This window comes from Candidatus Poriferisodalis sp., from assembly GCF_965204195.1.
Lineage (GTDB): Bacteria > Actinomycetota > Acidimicrobiia > Acidimicrobiales > Poriferisodalaceae > Poriferisodalis.
Map to the genome: position 1 here is coordinate 2,890,693 of NZ_OZ241975.1, position 16,528 is coordinate 2,907,220.

The following is a 16,528-nucleotide window of genomic DNA, read 5'->3' on the forward strand; positions in this document are numbered from 1 at the left end:
ACGTACTGGGCCCCCTCACCGGTCGCCGTCCCCTGCATCGCTCGCCAGTGCTCGCAGCCACGACGTGATCTCGTCGACCAGTTCCGGCGGCGATTCCACGACGGCGTGGCGTCCCATGTCCAGCAGCCAGACGCGAAACGCGGCGCGGTTGCGCACCCGCACCGTCACCGTCACCGAGCCGTCGTCATGCCGCTCGACCACGCGGCCTCGTTCGGCCGTGGGCTGCTGCGCCATGGTGGTGTCGATCTGCACCCGGGCCACAAAGTCGTCGCCGAAGTCGATCTCCATCGGCTCGCTCGGCAGCAGCGCCGCGACATCGACGTCGGCGCGGGCGAATGCCCCTCGCTCCCCCACGTCCGCGTCGCTCTCCATGCGATCCACCCGGAACGTCTTCACCACGTCGTCTTCGCGTGCGGCCAAGTACCAGTAGCCCGCCCGGCACAGCAGACCGAGCGGCTGAGCGTCGCGCCGACGCCCCCCGTACGCGAAACGGACCTGCGCGCGTTCGGCAGCAGCGGCGGCCAGCTTCGGCAGCAGCGACCCGGCGGTCTGCTGCGCGGCAGCCGTCTCCAGCGCTACATCTGCTGACAGCGACTCAGCATTGTGGCCAGCCGCATCCCCGCCTCCCGCTGCCGCCCCGCCCTCGGCGCCTGCGCCAGCTTCGGTGCTCGTGAGCTTGGCGACGGCTTCGAGATCCCAAGTCTCGCCGATATCCACCCGAGATGCGGCGAAGCGCAGCGCGAGCTGCTCGTCGGGAGTCAGCTGCAGGTCGGGCAGGAAGTAGTCCTCGCGGCGGATCGTGTACGACGTGGCGCCGTCGTGCTCGATCGACTCGGTGATGCGCACGCCGAGGTTGCGGATCAGCGCCTTGTCGCGCTCGAACGAGGCGCGGGCACTGTCCAGCTGGCGTTTGTCGGTGGTGCCGTCGGGCGCGTACAGCCCGGTGTCACGCCAGATTTCCTCACGCGTCTTGGGCACATCGCGAGCGAGCAGGTACATCACCAGCTCCATCACGCGCTCGGTCGCATCCGGCCGTGATCTCGCTGCCACGCTTCGGAGTGTAGGACTGCGGTGTCGGGGGCCCGTTGGGTTATCGGCCCGACGGCGGTGCTGCCCGAAACCGGGTCTCAGCCGTTGTCGCGTGCGGATTTGAGCGCCGCCCAGACACGCTCCGGCGTCAGCGGGAAGTCGTCCATCCAGACGCCGGTTGCGTCAGCCAGCGCTGCGGCCACTGCCGGTGCATAGGGGATCACGCCCATCTCGGCCATGCCGCGGGCACCGAACGGGCCCAGCGGGTCGGCCAGCTCCAACACGACGCTTTCTGTGGTGACCGGGATGTCGCCGATGCCCGGAATCAAGTAGGTGCTGAAGCGGGGGTTCAGCAGCCGGCCGTCCCGGCTGCGCAGGTGCTCGCTGAGCACGTGACCGTGCGCCTGCGCCACCGCGCCCTCGATCTGGCCGACCACGAAGCGTGGATTGATGGCCCGTCCAACGTCGTTCGCGCTGATCACTCGGTCGATGCGGATGTGTCCCGTGTCGATGTCGACGGTGAGCTCGACGTGCTGGGCGACGTAGCCGTAGGTGAAGTTCGGGGTGCCCTCGCCGGTCTCGGGGTCGAGCTCGGTGGTGGGCGGGGGCGTGAAGCGGAAGTGCCCGACGGCCGGCCGGGCGCCCTCACGCCATGCCTTCTCGGCTTCCTCGGCGGCACCCAGGATCGAGTTGCCTGCCATCCACGTCAGGCGGGAAGCCGACGCCGAGCCCGAGTCGCCCGATGTGCCGGTGTCGCTGAAGCGGCCCACGACACGGGACGGGTCGACGCCGGTCGCCTCGGCAGCCATCTGCAAGAACGCGGTATGCGCGCCCTGCCCGACATCGGCACCGGCGTGGGCCAGCTCGACCGACGCGGGCATGTCATCGCCAGACTCGCCGTGCAACACGATCGTGGCCTCGCATCGCTCGGGGAAGCCGAAGGAGAACCCGACGTTCTTGAATGCGCAGGCGAAGCCGCGACCGCGGCGCAGCGACGAAGGCCGCGCCGGCAGCGAAACGAACGGGCTGAAGAGCGCCGGCCCATCGGGCATCGGGTCATCGGACCCCGAGCTGCTGGCGTCGCTCTCCAGGGAGGCGCTGCCTGAGCCGGCCGGCTGCGCCGCGGCGTGGGCACATGCCTCGATCACCTCGGGCATGGTCACACCGGCCGGCATCGGCGTGTGGGCGATGCTCGGCGATCCCTCGCGCAGGGTGTTGACGCGGCGGATGTCAACCGGGTCCATGCCCAGCGCTTCTGCCAGCTTGTTCACCTGACATTCCACCGCAAAGGCCGCCTGCGGAGCGCCGAAGCCCCGGAACGCTCCCCCGGGCGTGGCGTTGGTGTACACGACATGGGTGTCGATGGCGGCGTTGGGCAGCTCGTAGGGCCCGCCGAGACCCAGATGCAGGTTCCCCATCACCTTGTTGGAGGTGTAGTTATAGGCCCCGGCATCCAGCCAGGCTTCGGCCTGTGCTGCGGTGATCCTGCCGTCGCGGTCGGCGCCCCAGCGGGCCCAGATGCGTCCGCGATGCCGCTTGTGGTGGCCCACGATGGACTCCTCACGCGACCACTGCATGGCGACGGCGCGGTCGATGCCCCGTTCGGCCAGCCGACGGGCGGCCAGCGCCAGGACGATCTGCATCGACGTGTCCTCGCGCCCGCCGAATGCGCCGCCGATGGCCGGATAGCGAACCCGGATGCGATCTTCGGGCAGATCGAGTGCGTGAGCGATCTGCTCGCGGTCTTCGTGCACCCACTGGCCGGCGATCTCAACGTTGATGATGCCCTCGGCATCCACCCACGACGTGCCCGCTTCGGGCTGCAGGTAGGCGTGCTCCTGGTAAGGCACTTCGTAGGTGGCCTCGACCGTGACGGCGGCGGCGGCCCAGCCGGCATCGAGATCGCCCTTGCGGGTCCGCATCGACTCGTACAGGTTCGAGCCGATGTCTTCGTAGGGGTGCACGAGTGGAGCGTCGGGCGCCAGCGCCGCGTCCAGATCGGCTACGACCGGCAGCGGCTCCCACTCGACTTCGATGGCAGCAGCGGCGGCACGCGCCTCGTCGAGGCTCTCGGCGACGATCAGCGCCAGGTGGTCGGCCTCCCACCGAGATACGTCGCACGGCACCGAACTGCGGCCGGTGTGCTCGAGACCAATGAACACCGGCTGGTCGAACTTGGTCAGCCCGTACTCGTTGCAGGGCACTTCGGCTGAGCCCAGCACCGCGACCACGCCCGGGGCGCGCTCGGCTGAGGCGAGGTCGAGGCGCCGAATGCGGGCATGGGGCTGGTCGGTGAACACGGCGAAGGCCCACAGCGCATCGGCACGAATACGATCCGCCGGGTAGCCGGCCAGCCCGGCGACCTTGGCAGGACCGTCGGCACGCGGCGGCGACTGGCCGGTGCCGCCCGCCGTCGCTGCGGGCATCTCCAGCTCGACAACCGCACCGGTCTCGCCTGGGGCGGCGCCCTCCCTCACGACGGGTCCCCGGCCGCGGTGTGCACCGCTGCTGCGTCACTCGAAGCGATGTGCATCGCTTCGATGATCGAGCAGTAGCCGGTGCAGCGACAGAGGTTGCCCGACAGGCCCACGGTGATCTGTTCGGCAGTGGGTTCGGGAATCTCGTCGAGCAGTGCCACGGCGCTCATCACGAAACCCGGCGTGCAGAACCCGCACTGGGCGCCGCCGGTGTCCACCATGGCCTGCTGGAAGGGATGCAGGTCGCCGCCGGGCGAAGCCACGCCTTCGACGGTGGTGATGCTCGCTCCGTCAGCTCGGCCCGCAGGCACCAGGCACGAGAACACCGCGGCACCGTCAAGATGCACTGTGCAGGCGCCGCACTCCCCTTCGGCGCAGCCCTCCTTGGTGCCCGTGAGTCCGAGATCGTCGCGCAGCCAGTCCATCAGCGTCTTGCCCGCAGCCCCCGCTGCGCTGCGCCGCACGCCGTTCACCGTCGCGGTGATCGTGTCGTCGCGGTCGGCCAGCTCGCCACGGGTCTCGCCGCCGCGTACGTCAGCCTCTCGGCTCGGCTCAGCGCCTGCACCGGCTGTCACACCGCCGCCCCACGCGGCCGTCGAGGTCGCCGCGGAACTCGACTGATCGCCGGCTGCGGTGGGTGCGAGCCGTGGCGGCTGCTCCGGCCAGCGGTCGGATTCGGTGCCGCTGGCGAGGGCCGCGATCGCCCGGTCCACCACGACGCCGACCGTGTGCGAGCGGTACTCGGCGCTGCCGCGGATGTCATCGATGGGCGTTGCCGCCCGGCATGCAGCAGCCGTGATGTCGGCGCTGGCTTCGGCCAGTTCCCGACCAGCAGCCAGCTCGGCCGCTTCGGGCACGGCGATGATCGTGGGCGCGACGCTGCCGAGAGCGACTACGAGGTCAGCCACCCGGCCGCCGTCGAACTCCGCGACCACGGCGGCGTGCACCACCGAGATCGCCTGCGCCCTCCGCAGGCCAAGCTTTACGAACACACCGCGCCGATCATGGGGCCGGTTCGCCCCGTCGAGGGCACCGAACGAAACAGCGGTGACGATCTCGTCGGGCTCCAGCACGGTTTGGCGGAAGCCGGCGAAGAACTCGCTGATGGGAACAGTTCGCTCGCCGCGCACCGAGGTCATGGTGACTGTGGCATCCAGTGCCGCGAGCGCCGAGATGGTGTCGTTGGCCGGGCTGGCGGTGACGATGTTGCCGACCACGGTGGCCCGGTTGCGCAGCGGCGGCGAGCCCACCTCCAGGCACGCCTGGGCGAGCGGCAGGCCGGCCGTGCGCATCGGCTCCGAGGCGATGACATCGGCATGGGTGACGAGCGGCCCGAGCGTGACCCGCTCGCCTTCGTAGGAGATCCGGTCGAGACCGGGCAGCCCCGAGATGTCCACCAGCAGCTTCACACCTGAACGCGCTCCGCGCGAGAGCTCGAGCATGAGGTCGGTGCCGCCAGCGATCAGCCGCGCCGCCGTGCGGTGCGACGAGAGCAGCTCAACGGCCTCGTCGAGCGAGCTGGGGGCCACATACCGGCCCGGCAGCGGGACCGCCCGCTGCACCTCATGAAGCTGAAACATGCCGCATACAAGGGTGTCAGATTGCGCCGCCAGCAGAGAACGCATTGCGCTGATGCACTTCGTGCTGCTCGTTCATGTCGCCCGTTCGCGCACGATGGGACTCACGGGCCGCCCGGGCTCTGCCTTCGCCTACCCGCCCAGCATCTGGCGCTGAACCTTGCCGAGGGCGTTGCGGGGCAGCGCTGCGATGCGGTAAGTGCGTCGGGGCCGCTTGTAGAAGGCGAGGCGTTCGCCCACGAAGTCCTTCAGCTCGTCGTCGTCGAAGTCGCGCTCCGCGACCACGTAGGCCACCACCACCTCGCCCCACTCGGAGTCGGGCTCGCCGCCGACTGCACACTCGGCGACATCGGGGTGCGAGGCGATGACTTCCTCGACCTCGCGGGGGTGCACGTTGAAGCCGCCGCAGATGATGAGCTCCTTGGCGCGGCCGACAATGCGCAGGTAGCCGTCATCCCACTGGCCCAAGTCGCCGGTGCGGAACCAGCCGTCGCTGAACGACGCCGCATTCTCGGCGGGCCGCTCCCAGTAGCCGGAGAACACGTTGGGCCCCCGCACCAGGATCTCCGCAGCATCGGGGCCAGCCGCCGGCTCGCCCTCGCCGTCACTGACGTCGAGCGCTTCAAGACGCACTTCCACGCCGGGCAGCGGGAAGCCGACCGTACCCGCTCGGCGAGGCTCGTCGTGCGGGTTCGACACCAGCATGACGGTCTCGGTCATGCCGTAGCGCTCGATCACGTGCTGGCCGCTGGCTTCCCGCACAGCGTCGTGCAGCTCAGCAGGCATGGGTGCCGAACCCGACGCGCACAGCCGCAGCCCCGACAGCTGAGCGGCCCGCGGCGAGTTCACGAGCCGCGAGTACATGGTCGGAACGCCGAAGAACATGGTGGCTTGGTGCTCCCCCGTGCCATCTCGGCCTGCGATGGCATCGAAGACGGCGTCGGGCTCAAATGTGGGCTGCAGCACAGCCCGGGCGCCCACGGTGAGCGTGCCGTGCAGCGCCACGCCCAGGCCGTGCATGTGGAACAGCGGCAGCGCCAGCACGAGCACGTCGTCGGGTGTCCAGCGCCACGCCAGCTCCAACGCTCGCACCGACGCCAGCAGGTTCGCATGGCTCAGCACCGCACCTTTGGGCTGCCCGGTTGTGCCCGACGTGTACCCAATGAGCGCGGGATCGTCACCCCGACGTTGATGCGCGAACGCCAACAGATCGAATCCGGACGCTTCATGGGGCGCGGCACCGACGCCACCGGGAACGACTGCATCAGCGCTGCCAGCGGAGTGCCCGGCGGCACCTACGCGGCCCGCGAGCAGGTTGGCGGCATCGAAATCGCTGATCAGCACTGCTGGATCGGCGCCAGCAATCCACTCGTGCCACTCGCCAGGCTTGCCGACGCCTTCCACCAACGCTGCTGCGGGACGGCAATCGGCCACCACGCCGCGCACCTCATCGGCTCGGTAGGCACCGTTCAACGGCACCACCACAGCACCCATCGCCAGCAGTGCAGCGTGAGCGGCAACCAAACGGGACGAGCTCGGACCGCTCATCAACACGCGGTCGCCGGCGACTATGCCCGCACTTACCAAGCGTTCGGCTACATGCTGGGCGCGCTCCAGAAGTTGGCCGCCGGTCACCCAGCCGTCACGCCCATCCCACACCACGTACCGCTGCGGATCGGTCGACCAGCGGTCCAGCCAGACCGCGGGCAGCGTGCCACCAGCACTCAGATCAACGTCGGCAGCGCTGCCGCCGGCCGGCAGGTGCCGGGACCAGTGCGACTCCTGCCCATCGCTCATCTCGGGCTGCTCCCTCGGCACACCGGCACCGGTGCCCGGCTCTCGGGCGGCTCAACCGGACTGGCGCCCGCCGAGCACCCGGATCGAGCGGGCATAGCGCACCCCCAACGGGATTCGAACCCGTGCCGCCACCTTGAGAGGGTGGTGTCCTTGGCCGCTAGACGATGGGGGCTGGTTGAGATGCGAGGAGTCAGCATAGCCACCGCCCCAGATTGGACCGCTAGCGCTGGTCGGCGGGGGGCCAGATGTCGGTGTCGGGGTGCAGGCCGTACCAGGCGAACCAGAACGACTGCGACGAAACGATGCGCGGCAGCGTGACGTCGATGCGATTGCGGCCGTCCACGCCGTTGACGCGCAGCTCGTCGTGCAGCACTCCCCCAGGCGCCACCTCCACGGGGGCACCGTGGCGCCACGCCTCGGCGGGCACGCCGGCCGCATCGGCGGCGCTGTACACCCTGGCGCCGCCCTGGTTCGGCACGATCACCAGCGGTTCGCCGCCCAGCACGTACACGAACGCGCCTTGCCGCTCCAGCTCCGCCAGCCCCAGCGCCAATGTGTGGCCGCCGCGATCAACGGTGACCACTTCCTCCTTCAGCTCGAACACATCGGGCGTCTCGAAGGTGGGGAACCACAGATCCTCGCTGGAGTAGTACGTGCGGTACGCCGCGCCCGGCGTGTAGTCGTAGGTGATCGGCGGACGCTCCGGCATCTCGGGGAAATACGTCGGCGGGGGTGTGTCGAGCGTGAACGTGTCGGGGTGAACGGCCAGCCAGTCCGACCAGCGCGTCGTGGCCACCGGGAACTGCTCCAGCTTCGTGCCGGCCAGCGGGCCGGCGAACGCGGTGCCCGAGAGATGGTTCCACAGGCTCTCGGTCTCGTTGTCGATCATGATCTTGTTCGAGTCCATCAGCAGGCCCGAGGTCTGGAACGACAGCACGTCGCCGTTGGGCAGCCGCCGGTCGAACATGAGCGCCGTGAGGCACAGCGTGCAGTAGCCGAGCGCCACCGGCACATCGCCGACCACGTCGTTCGCCAGTTCGTGGCGTGCCAGGAACCGCACCGGGTACGCCGCGGCTTCGCCACCGATCACCACGCCCAGCACCAATTCCTCATCGGTCATGAAGTCGGCTTGGGCAGGGGTGAGCCGTTCAGGGTTGTTCAGCTCCGGAATGCCGCCCCGGCGCACCCCGCCGAACTGGATCGCGCCCAGCGTGACCCGGTCGGTGACCTGGGCGAGCATGTCCCCGAAGCGGAAGTCGAGGTAGGCGTACAGCTCGCTCTTGAAGGTCTCGTAGCCCTCGCCGGGATCGACGCCGTTGGTGCGGTACCACGAGCCGTATCGCACGTAGTCGGTGTTGAAGTCGCCTGAGCTCTCGATGCCCGTCAGCCGCTCCAGCGCCCCCATCGACGTATCGGAAACGTTGCGGGAACCGGCGGTGCGCATGATGTCCATGACCCAGGGCACCCACCGCTGGTCGCCGGTCAGGCCCATCTCGCCGGCGATGTTCGCGGCGAATGCGGTGTTCGGCAGCTCCAGGAACTCGTGGATCTTCTCGGTCAGCGTCAGCTCCAGGAACGGCCGACCGTCCTCGGTGCCCGGAAAGAACGGCTGGGTGGTCGGCGGCGGTGCCGTGTCGGACGGCGTGGTGTCGGGTGGCCCCATGTCGTCAGCGGCGGGCTCGGTGGCCGTTGCCTGTTCTTCGGGAGATTCGCCGACGGGAGCCTGGGTCGTCGCGGCATCTGGCTGCGACGTCTCGGGCGGCACCGGATTGAATGCCCTCGAGCAGGCCGCGGCAAGCAGGCTCATCGCCACGGCTGCGCAGATCAGCTTTCGCATACGGCGGCCGAGCCTATGGCAGCCCCCCGCTGTGCCATGGTCGGGCCGGGTGGGCTAGAACGGCAAGCGTGAGCGGCCGCTGCGGCGGCATCACGAAGGGGGAATCACGATGGACAACGGTGCAAGCAACGGGGCGATACCTGACAATCCGGCGGGGTACGTCTGCCTGACCTTCGACTTCGACGGACCGTCGCTGTGGATAGCGCGACGCCAGACCACCCCGACGCCCATCTCACGCGGCGAATTCGGCGCCGTGGCCGTGCCGCGGATCCTCAAGCTGCTCGCCCGCCACGACATCCCGAGCACCTTTTTCATCCCGGGCCACTCCATCGACACCTACCCCGATGCGGCCCGCATGGTGGTCGACGCCGGATGCGAGGTGGGGCTGCACGGCTACGCCCACGAGTACAACCCCCGGCTCAGCGAAGACGAGGAGCGAGCCATCCTCGAGCGCACCTTCGCCCAGATCGAATCGCTCACCGGTGCTCCGCCGAAGGGCTACCGGGCGCCCTCGGGCGACATCAACCCGTGGACGATCGACCTGCTGATGGAATACGGCCTGAGCTACGACTCGTCGCTCATGGGCCACGACTACGCGCCCTACTGGCTGCGCACCGGGGATCAGTTCCCGCTCGACGGGCCCATGGAGTTCGGCGAGCAGGTCGACCTGGTAGAGCTGCCGTTCAGCTGGCATCTCGACGACTACGTCCACCTCGAATTCGTGACGTTCAAGAACACGATTCTGACCGGGCTGGAGAACCCCAGAACGATGTTCGACACGTTCCTGTCGGATGTGAAGTGGATGGCCAGCGAGGTGCAGCACGGCGTGTGCACAGTCACGTTCCATCCGCAGGCCATCGGCCGCGGCGGGCGCCTGTACGAGATGGAGCGGTGGATCGACCAGATGACCGACCTGGGCGTGAGCTACACCCGCATGTGCGACGTGGCCGACGCCTGGCGCGCCGGTCGCCAGCTCGGCATCGAGTAGCGGCGGCTCTGCCTCTAGCCCTCGACGCCGTCGAGCATGCGACTGATCAGCAGCTTCTGGACCTCTGAGGCGCCCTCGTAGATCTGGTACACCCGCACGTCGCGGTAGATCTTCTCCACCGGGTAGTCGTTCAGGAAGCCGTACCCGCCGTGGATCTGGATGGCCTTCGACGCCACCCGCTCGGCCATCTCCGACGCGAACAGCTTCGCCATCGAGGCCTCTCGGGCGCATTCGAGCCCCTGGTCGCGCATCTGTGCTGCGTGCAGGTAGAGCTGACGTGCGGCTTCGATCTGGGTGGCCATCTCGGCGAGCGTGAACGAGATCGCCTGGTGCTCGACGATGGGACGACCGAAAGTCTCGCGCTCCTGGGCATAGGAATGAGCGGCCTTCAGCGCAGCCCGTGCCCCGCCGGTGGCCTGGGCCGCGACGCCGATGCGGCCCAGCGACAGGTTGCCCAGCGCGATGCCGAGGCCGCGCCCGATCTCGCCGAGGACGTCGCTTGCCGGCACGCGCATGTCCTCAAAGACCACCTGGCACGTGTCGTTGGTGCGGTGGCCGAGCTTGTCTTCCTTGGCGATCACGCGGTAGCCGGGGTTGTCGGTGGGCGTAATGAACGTCGTCATGCCCCGCTTGCCGGCGCTCGGATTGGTCACCGCCACGATCATCGCTACGTCGGAGGTCGAGCCGGCGGTGATGAACGCCTTGTGGCCGTTCAGGACGTACTCGTCGCCGTCCCGGGTGGCCCGGGTGCGGATGGCCGCAGCGTCGGAGCCCGTGTGGGGCTCGGTGAGGTGGATGCAGCCCAGCCACTCGCCGCTGGTGAGCTTGGTGAGGTAGTCGCGCTTTTGCTGCTCGGTGCCCGACTGCTGGATCGCCACGGCGACCGGCGAGTTGTTCGCCGCCATCATGTTGCTGATGCCGCCGTCGGCAGCGGAGACCTCCTCGATGGCCAGCGCATAGGACACGAAGTCGGCGCCTGCGCCGCCCCAGCAGGGGTCGACCATCATCCCCATGAGCCCGACGTCGGCCATCTTGGCGTAGAGCTCGCGGGGCGTTCCGCCGGCGCGGTCCCACTCAGCGGCGTGGGGCGCGATCTCGCGCTGCGCGAACGTTCTGGCCACGTCGCGGATCTGCTGCTGCTCGTCGGTCAACTGCACTGCGCTCTCCTCGGGTTCGGCCACCGGACAGCGGGGCTCGGCACCGCTGTGCAGCGGCGATTTAGGGTACCGAAATGCAGAATTCTGATTCCGGGGAACGCACCTCCGAGGCCGGTTTCGACCTCGACCAGGTGGATCGCCTGCTCACCACCACCCGGGCCGTGCGCAAGCGGCTCGACTTCGACCGCTGGGTCAGCGACGAGCTCATCTTCGAGTGCATCGACCTCGCGGAGCAGGCCCCGACGGGCGGCAACGATGCGAGCCGCCGCTGGGTCGTGATCCGCGACCAAGACCTGAAGGATCGGCTCGGCGAGCTCTACGCCGAGGTGGGCACCATCTTCATCAATGCCCGGGGGCGGCTCGACGGCACCGGCCATCCCAAGGAGCACATCGTCAGCTCCAGCGCCTACCTCGTGGAGAACTATGCAAAGGCCCCGGCGCTCGTGATGCTGGCGATCTGGGGCATCCACGACGACAGCGGCCGACCGGGACTGTTCGACAGCGCCATCCCCTCCGCCTGGAGCTTCAATCTGGCGCTGCGCTCCCGCGGCCTCGGCACCGCCTACGCCACCATGCTCAACAACAAGTCCGACGAGGTGGCCGAGCTGCTGGGCATGCCGCCGGGCCTCACCACGCTGGTGTGCTTCCCGGTGGCCTACACCAAGGGAACCGACTTCTCGCCTGCCCCCCGCCGACCGGCGAGCGAGATCACCTACTTCGACCAGTGGGGCTTCACCCGCCAGCGGCCCAGCGACGACGGCACCGCCCGGGTGGCCGACGGTCAGGGCGTGGTGGCCGAGATCGACACCGACGCCCGACCGCGCGCCGTGTGGGACGTCATCACCGACATCAGCATGCCGGCGCAGTTCTCCGAGGAATTCCTGGGCGCCGAGTGGACCTCGGATGGCGACCCGGGCGTGGGCTCGACGTTCCGGGGCCGTAACTCCATCCCCGACGTGTTCGACTGGGAGACCGACTGCATCGTGACCGCCTGGGACGAGCGCACGGCGTTCGAATGGCGCGTCACCGACACCGAGAACCCCGGTGCCGTGTGGCGGTTCGACCTCGCCGAGCAGGGCGGCGGCAGCCGGCTGCGGTTCTCGATGCTCATCGGCCAGGAGAACAACGGCACAGTGCCCATGGCTCTGCGCGATCCCGCCAAGGAGCAGCGCGTGCTGAACCGGCGCCGCGACGTGCTGCGGGCCAACATGCAGCGCGTGGTCGAGGGCGTCAAAGCCATCGTCGACGGCGACTGACGAGCTGCCAGACATTCACTTGGCGGCCGCCGAACACTGCACGCACGCGGGAGGGCCGGCGGGCTGTTGCCCGCCGGCCCTCTCCATTGACCGTTTTGGTCAGTCAGGAATCAGACGCTGGGCGTCTGACCTCCTGGTGGCGTTTGCCTAGCGGCAGCCGCCGTTGTCCTTGTCCCAGGCGCAGTTCGTCGACTTGCCGTTGACGTCCACGACATCGCCGACCTGGCTCCAGGTCTGCTCGTTGGCGTCGAACTGGCTGAAGTCCGAACCCTCAACGAAGTACGCATCCGCGTTGCCGTTGAGCTGGGTGATGATGCCGTCGAGCAGCATCGGGTGGTAGATGTCGATCGACCGCACCGCCAAGATGAAGTTCGTCCGGTTCAAACCGCCCGGCAGTTCAGCAGCAATGCGCAGCGCCTCGCCGTAGGGGTAGCCATAGGTGTAACCGATGGCGTACAGCGACACCGCCGGGTCCAAGCCACCCGCCTCGAGGTTGCTGTTGACGAACGACATGAACGGCTCATCGATGAACTTCGGATCGGTGGAGTCCTTCGACCCGCCGCCGATGATCCACCAGTCGTGGGCGAAGTCGCCAGCGGGCTTCATGTACGCCTCGATGCCCTTGCACACCGACGGCGTGAACAGCGCGCCGCCCTTGGCCTTGATGTCATCGATCAGGCCGCTCTGGCCGGCTTCCTGGATGGCCAGCAAGCACGGGTTGCCCGCCGTCATCGAGATGAACACGTCCGGCTCGAAGGCCAGGATGGTGGTCATCTCGTTGGTCAGCGTCGGCGCAGCCGGGTCGTGACGCACAGGCAGGTACTCGCTCACCACATCAGTGTTGGCGTGTGCCCACTCTTCGAAGCCCAGCTCGTAAGCCAGACCGAAGTCGTTGTCCATCACCAGACCGGCAACCTTCACCGGCAGCAGGTCAGGCAGGTTCTCCCTGATCCACGCGCCCCACAGGATCGACTCCGTCGAGTACGACATCTGCATGATGGTGGTCCACGGGTGGTTCACCGGGTCGCCCCAGGCCGGGTGGCCAGTCATCACGAACGGGTGCGGGATGCACTCCTCGTTGATCTTGTCGTACACCGCGAGGGTGTTGGGCGAACCCAGCGTCAGGATCGAGAACACGTTCTCCGCCTCGATCAGCTCGTCCACGAACTCGATCGTCTGAGCGGCGACATAGGCGTCGTCCTTGATGATCAGCGTCAGGTCACGCGGCGAGCCGCCGACCATGATCGGGTCGTTGTCGTTGATCCAGTTGAAGTAGTTCTCCCAGCCGTAGGCGATGTTGCCGTAGGCGGCAAGGTTGCCCGACTGGGCCGTGGTGTGACCGATGCGGATCTGCGAGTCGGTGATGCCCGTGGTGTCCGACCAGTCGTCGGGGCACGCGGAAATGTCGATGTTGAAGCCCGCAGGACCGCGCAGGATGCCGTCGTCGCCGACGCCGTATTCGCCGGACTCGATCTTCTCAGTCAGCGATGCAACAGCGGCGGCACGCCTGGCGGCGGCCTCGTCGAAGATGCCTTGGAGAGTGGAGCGATCAAACATCATCTCCTCCTCTTCCATCATCTCCTCGTCGGCCATCTCCTCTTCCTCGTCCTCGCCAGCAACGGCGGCTTCGATGTCTTCCTCAGCAGCGGCGCCGCCGAGAGCACCAGTGGCACCCTCGTCTTCTTCCTCTGCCATCTCCTCTTCCTCGGCCATCTCCTCGCCTTCGCTCGGAGCGGCCGTGGTTTCGGTCTCTGTCTCGCCAGCGTCAGCGTCTGCGTCGTCATCGCCGCCGCCGCACGCAGCGGCTACGAGCGAGAACGCGAAGAGCAGAGCTAGCAAGCGCCACATTCGACGCTTCGTCATGTTGTGTCTCCCCAATTGGTTGCAAAATGATGAACCGGCAGCGGAATCGCACAGATGCCCTAACCGGTCCATCGAGACGCTAGTTCGCGTCCTGGGACTGGTCACCGGGCGGGTTATGTCAATTCTGCGACGATTTCGAATCTGTGATCCGCCCGACGCAGGTGTGAGCAGCGCGTCTGCGGGTGTTCGCTCACCGCGTCCGGATGGGCCGTATTGCAGCACGAACTGCCTAGTCGTCCCGCCGGCGATTGAACATGCCGATGAGACCGCGTGGGAAGACGAACGTCAGGGCCACCAGCAGCACACCGAACACGAACTGCTCCTCGTCGAGCAGGCGCAGGAACTCCCCGAGCGGGCCCAAGCCGCTCACATCGCCGAGCAGTTCGCCGATCCTCGAGAAGACCTCCCGGATCGCGACACCCAGCACGGAACCCCACAGCGAGCCCAATCCGCCGAGCACGGCGGTGGCATACAGCACCAGCGACTCTTGGAACGGATACGACTCCTGTGAGGCGAACGGCACCAAGACGATGCCGAGGGCGCCTGCGAGGCCTGCCAGCGATGCACTCACAGCGAACGTGCTGACCCTGGAGGCCACCAGGTTCACCCCGTACACAGCCGCTGCGGTGTCGTTGTCGCGCACCGCACGCATGGCGCGGCCGGGTCTGCTCTTGATGATGTTGTGCGTCAGCCACATCGCCAACCCCACCACCACCAGGCAGATGAGGTAGTGGTACAGCCCCTCGGCCCAGCGGCTGGTGCCGAACCACGACGGCGGCACCAATTCGGCGCCGACCGCCCTGCCGCTGACGCCGCCGGAGAACGCCGGCACTCGCTTGGCGAGCGGCTGGAACACGATGGCCAGCCCGAGCGTCACCAGTGCAAGGTGGATGCCCTTGATGCGGAGCGCTGGCAGGCCGACCAATGCGCCGATGACGCCTGCGAACGCGGCTCCGGCCAGGATCGAGAGGGCCCACGGCAGCGCCAAGTCGTCGACTGCGTAGGCGGCTGCGAACGCGCCGACAGCCACGAAGACCCCATGGCCGAGGCTGATCATGCCGCCGTAGCCCGTGGCGATATTGACGCCCAGCACGGCGAGGACCATGACGATGATCTGGGTGTTCTGCCGCAGTTCGGTCACCGAGCTGGTCAGCGGCATCGCCACAAGCCACACACCCAGCAATACAGCGCCGATCCAGCTGAGCGGGCCGATCCGCCGCCGCGAACCCACAACGCGATCTGCGCCGCCGGCGCCGAGCACGGCTGTGCCAACGTCGGATGCGGCTGGCGGGCCGCTGCGCACGCTGAGCGCGGCCCCGGCAGGCTCGGCGCCCAGCGCCTCTGATCCAGACGGCTCGTCAGCTTCGGCCGATGTTGCAGTCTCGGCCGGCTCGCCAGCTTCGGGCGGCGTTCTGACGGGCGCCTCGGCGGCTGGGTCGTCGGGCGGGGCGAAGACAGCGAACACGCTGGCATCGGCGCCCGGGGTTTCGTCATCGTCGCCTGGGCGCGGCAGCGGCGTGGGCCAGTTGTCGTCGCTCACACCCGCTCGATCCGCTGAGTGCCGAACAAGCCAGCCGGGCGCACGATCAGCACCGCCACCATGGCGACCAGCGCGGGCAGCACACTGAGCTCGAAGCCGATAAACGGCACATATGCCGGGATCAGCGTCTGGCTCAGGCCAATAACCACACCGCCGACCAGCGCTCCCTTGGGCGAGTCGAGCCCGCCTAGCGTCGCCGCGGCGAAGGCGTACACAAGCACCCGCACCATCATGGTGGGCTCAAGGAGCACCGAATTCGCGCTCATGTTTGCCGCAATGGCACCGAGGCCCGCCGCCAGCGCCCAGCCGTACATCAGCGTCGGACCAACGCGGATGCCGTTCAACGCGGCCGATTCCGAATCGATGGACACCGCCCGGAAAGCGAGACCGGCTCTCGTGTAGCGCAGCAACAGGGCCAGCACGGTCAGGAGCGCGAACAGCACCAGCCACGCCCCGACCGTGGAGAAGCGCAGGCGGGCACCTGCGATCGCGAAGTGATCACCGGGATTCGATGGGAAGAACGGCGGGAAGACACGCGGTCCAGTTCCCCACCATTGGCCCATCAACGAGTTCAGCGCCAGCAAGATGCCGATCGTCACATTGACGAGCGCTAGCTCCGGCGCGTTTCGTAACGGCCGTATCAGCACGCGTTCGGTCGCTGCGCCGGCCGCGATGCCGATGACGACCGCGCCTCCGATCGCCAGCGGCGTCACGAGCGGTGCTCCGATCCACGACGCCAGCCCGCCGCCGGTGACACCTGGTGCCGCGCCGGCGAGCAGAACGAAGGCGATGTAGGCCGAGAAGGTGGCCATCTCGCCCTGGGCGAAGTTCAGCAGCCCGGTGGATCGAAAGATGATGACGAGCGCCAGCGCCAGCGAGGAGTAGATAGCGCTGTTGAACAGTGCATCGAAGATTCGCTGCAGCAGCAGTACTACATCCATCGCTACTGCTCAGCCTTCAGCAATGTCGACCGAACCCCAGCGCTCCAATGGAGGCGGGAAGCTCGG

The 16,528-nt window shown here is 68.1% G+C and carries 11 protein-coding genes and 1 tRNA gene; 2 read left to right on the forward strand and 10 right to left on the reverse strand.

Annotated elements, in window-relative coordinates:
- Positions 1 to 15: 15 nt before the first annotated feature.
- The 6 genes from ACOGI8_RS13000 to ACOGI8_RS13025 all read right to left on the reverse strand — a co-directional run bounded on the left by ACOGI8_RS13000 (position 16) and on the right by ACOGI8_RS13025 (position 8,717).
- Positions 16 to 1,050 carry a helix-turn-helix transcriptional regulator gene (locus ACOGI8_RS13000; RefSeq protein WP_419854219.1) on the reverse strand — a complete coding sequence of 345 codons (1,035 nt, stop codon included), beginning with the start codon at positions 1,048 to 1,050 and terminating at the stop codon, positions 16 to 18.
- A gap of 77 nt (positions 1,051 to 1,127) precedes the next feature.
- A complete protein-coding gene (locus tag ACOGI8_RS13005) occupies positions 1,128 to 3,506 on the reverse strand; it encodes a xanthine dehydrogenase family protein molybdopterin-binding subunit (protein ID WP_419854220.1) in 2,379 nt (792 codons plus the stop codon).
- Entirely contained in the window at positions 3,503 to 5,086 is a 1,584-nt protein-coding gene (locus ACOGI8_RS13010) for an FAD binding domain-containing protein (RefSeq protein ID WP_419854221.1), read from the reverse strand. Before ACOGI8_RS13010 ends, ACOGI8_RS13005 begins: the two co-directional genes overlap by 4 nt.
- A 129-nt stretch (positions 5,087 to 5,215) precedes the next feature.
- Positions 5,216 to 6,880, reverse strand: a complete 1,665-nt coding sequence (locus ACOGI8_RS13015; protein WP_419854222.1) for a class I adenylate-forming enzyme family protein — start codon at positions 6,878 to 6,880, stop codon at positions 5,216 to 5,218.
- A 99-nt stretch (positions 6,881 to 6,979) separates the two neighbouring features.
- Positions 6,980 to 7,052: transfer RNA gene (locus ACOGI8_RS13020), tRNA-Glu, on the reverse strand.
- A 48-nt stretch (positions 7,053 to 7,100) separates the two neighbouring features.
- A complete protein-coding gene (locus tag ACOGI8_RS13025) occupies positions 7,101 to 8,717 on the reverse strand; it encodes a DUF3179 domain-containing (seleno)protein (protein WP_419854223.1) in 1,617 nt (538 codons plus the stop codon).
- A gap of 109 nt (positions 8,718 to 8,826) precedes the next feature.
- Here ACOGI8_RS13025 and ACOGI8_RS13030 point away from each other — a divergent pair, with 109 nt between their 5' ends.
- Entirely contained in the window at positions 8,827 to 9,705 is an 879-nt protein-coding gene (locus ACOGI8_RS13030; RefSeq protein ID WP_419854224.1) for a polysaccharide deacetylase family protein, read from the forward strand.
- Positions 9,706 to 9,719: 14 nt separating this feature from the next.
- Here ACOGI8_RS13030 and ACOGI8_RS13035 read toward each other — a convergent pair whose 3' ends face one another.
- On the reverse strand, positions 9,720 to 10,862 hold the full coding sequence (locus tag ACOGI8_RS13035) for an acyl-CoA dehydrogenase family protein (protein ID WP_419854225.1): 1,143 nt from the start codon (positions 10,860 to 10,862) through the stop codon (positions 9,720 to 9,722).
- Between the two features lie 74 nt (positions 10,863 to 10,936).
- Here ACOGI8_RS13035 and ACOGI8_RS13040 point away from each other — a divergent pair, with 74 nt between their 5' ends.
- Entirely contained in the window at positions 10,937 to 12,118 is a 1,182-nt protein-coding gene (locus tag ACOGI8_RS13040) for a nitroreductase family protein (RefSeq protein WP_419854226.1), read from the forward strand.
- 147 nt (positions 12,119 to 12,265) lie between these two features.
- Here the strand turns inward: ACOGI8_RS13040 and ACOGI8_RS13045 are convergent, their stop codons facing one another.
- The 3 genes from ACOGI8_RS13045 to ACOGI8_RS13055 all read right to left on the reverse strand — a co-directional run bounded on the left by ACOGI8_RS13045 (position 12,266) and on the right by ACOGI8_RS13055 (position 16,462).
- Positions 12,266 to 13,981, reverse strand: coding sequence for an ABC transporter substrate-binding protein (locus tag ACOGI8_RS13045; RefSeq protein WP_419854227.1), 1,716 nt, complete (start codon positions 13,979 to 13,981; stop codon positions 12,266 to 12,268).
- 229 nt (positions 13,982 to 14,210) lie between these two features.
- The gene (locus tag ACOGI8_RS13050; protein WP_419854228.1) at positions 14,211 to 15,521 is read right to left on the reverse strand and encodes an ABC transporter permease subunit; all 1,311 of its coding nucleotides are present in this window, start codon (positions 15,519 to 15,521) and stop codon (positions 14,211 to 14,213) included.
- On the reverse strand, positions 15,518 to 16,462 hold the full coding sequence (locus ACOGI8_RS13055) for a branched-chain amino acid ABC transporter permease (RefSeq protein ID WP_419854229.1): 945 nt from the start codon (positions 16,460 to 16,462) through the stop codon (positions 15,518 to 15,520). The genes ACOGI8_RS13050 and ACOGI8_RS13055 overlap by 4 nt, the downstream gene beginning before the upstream one ends.
- Positions 16,463 to 16,528: the final 66 nt, after the last annotated feature.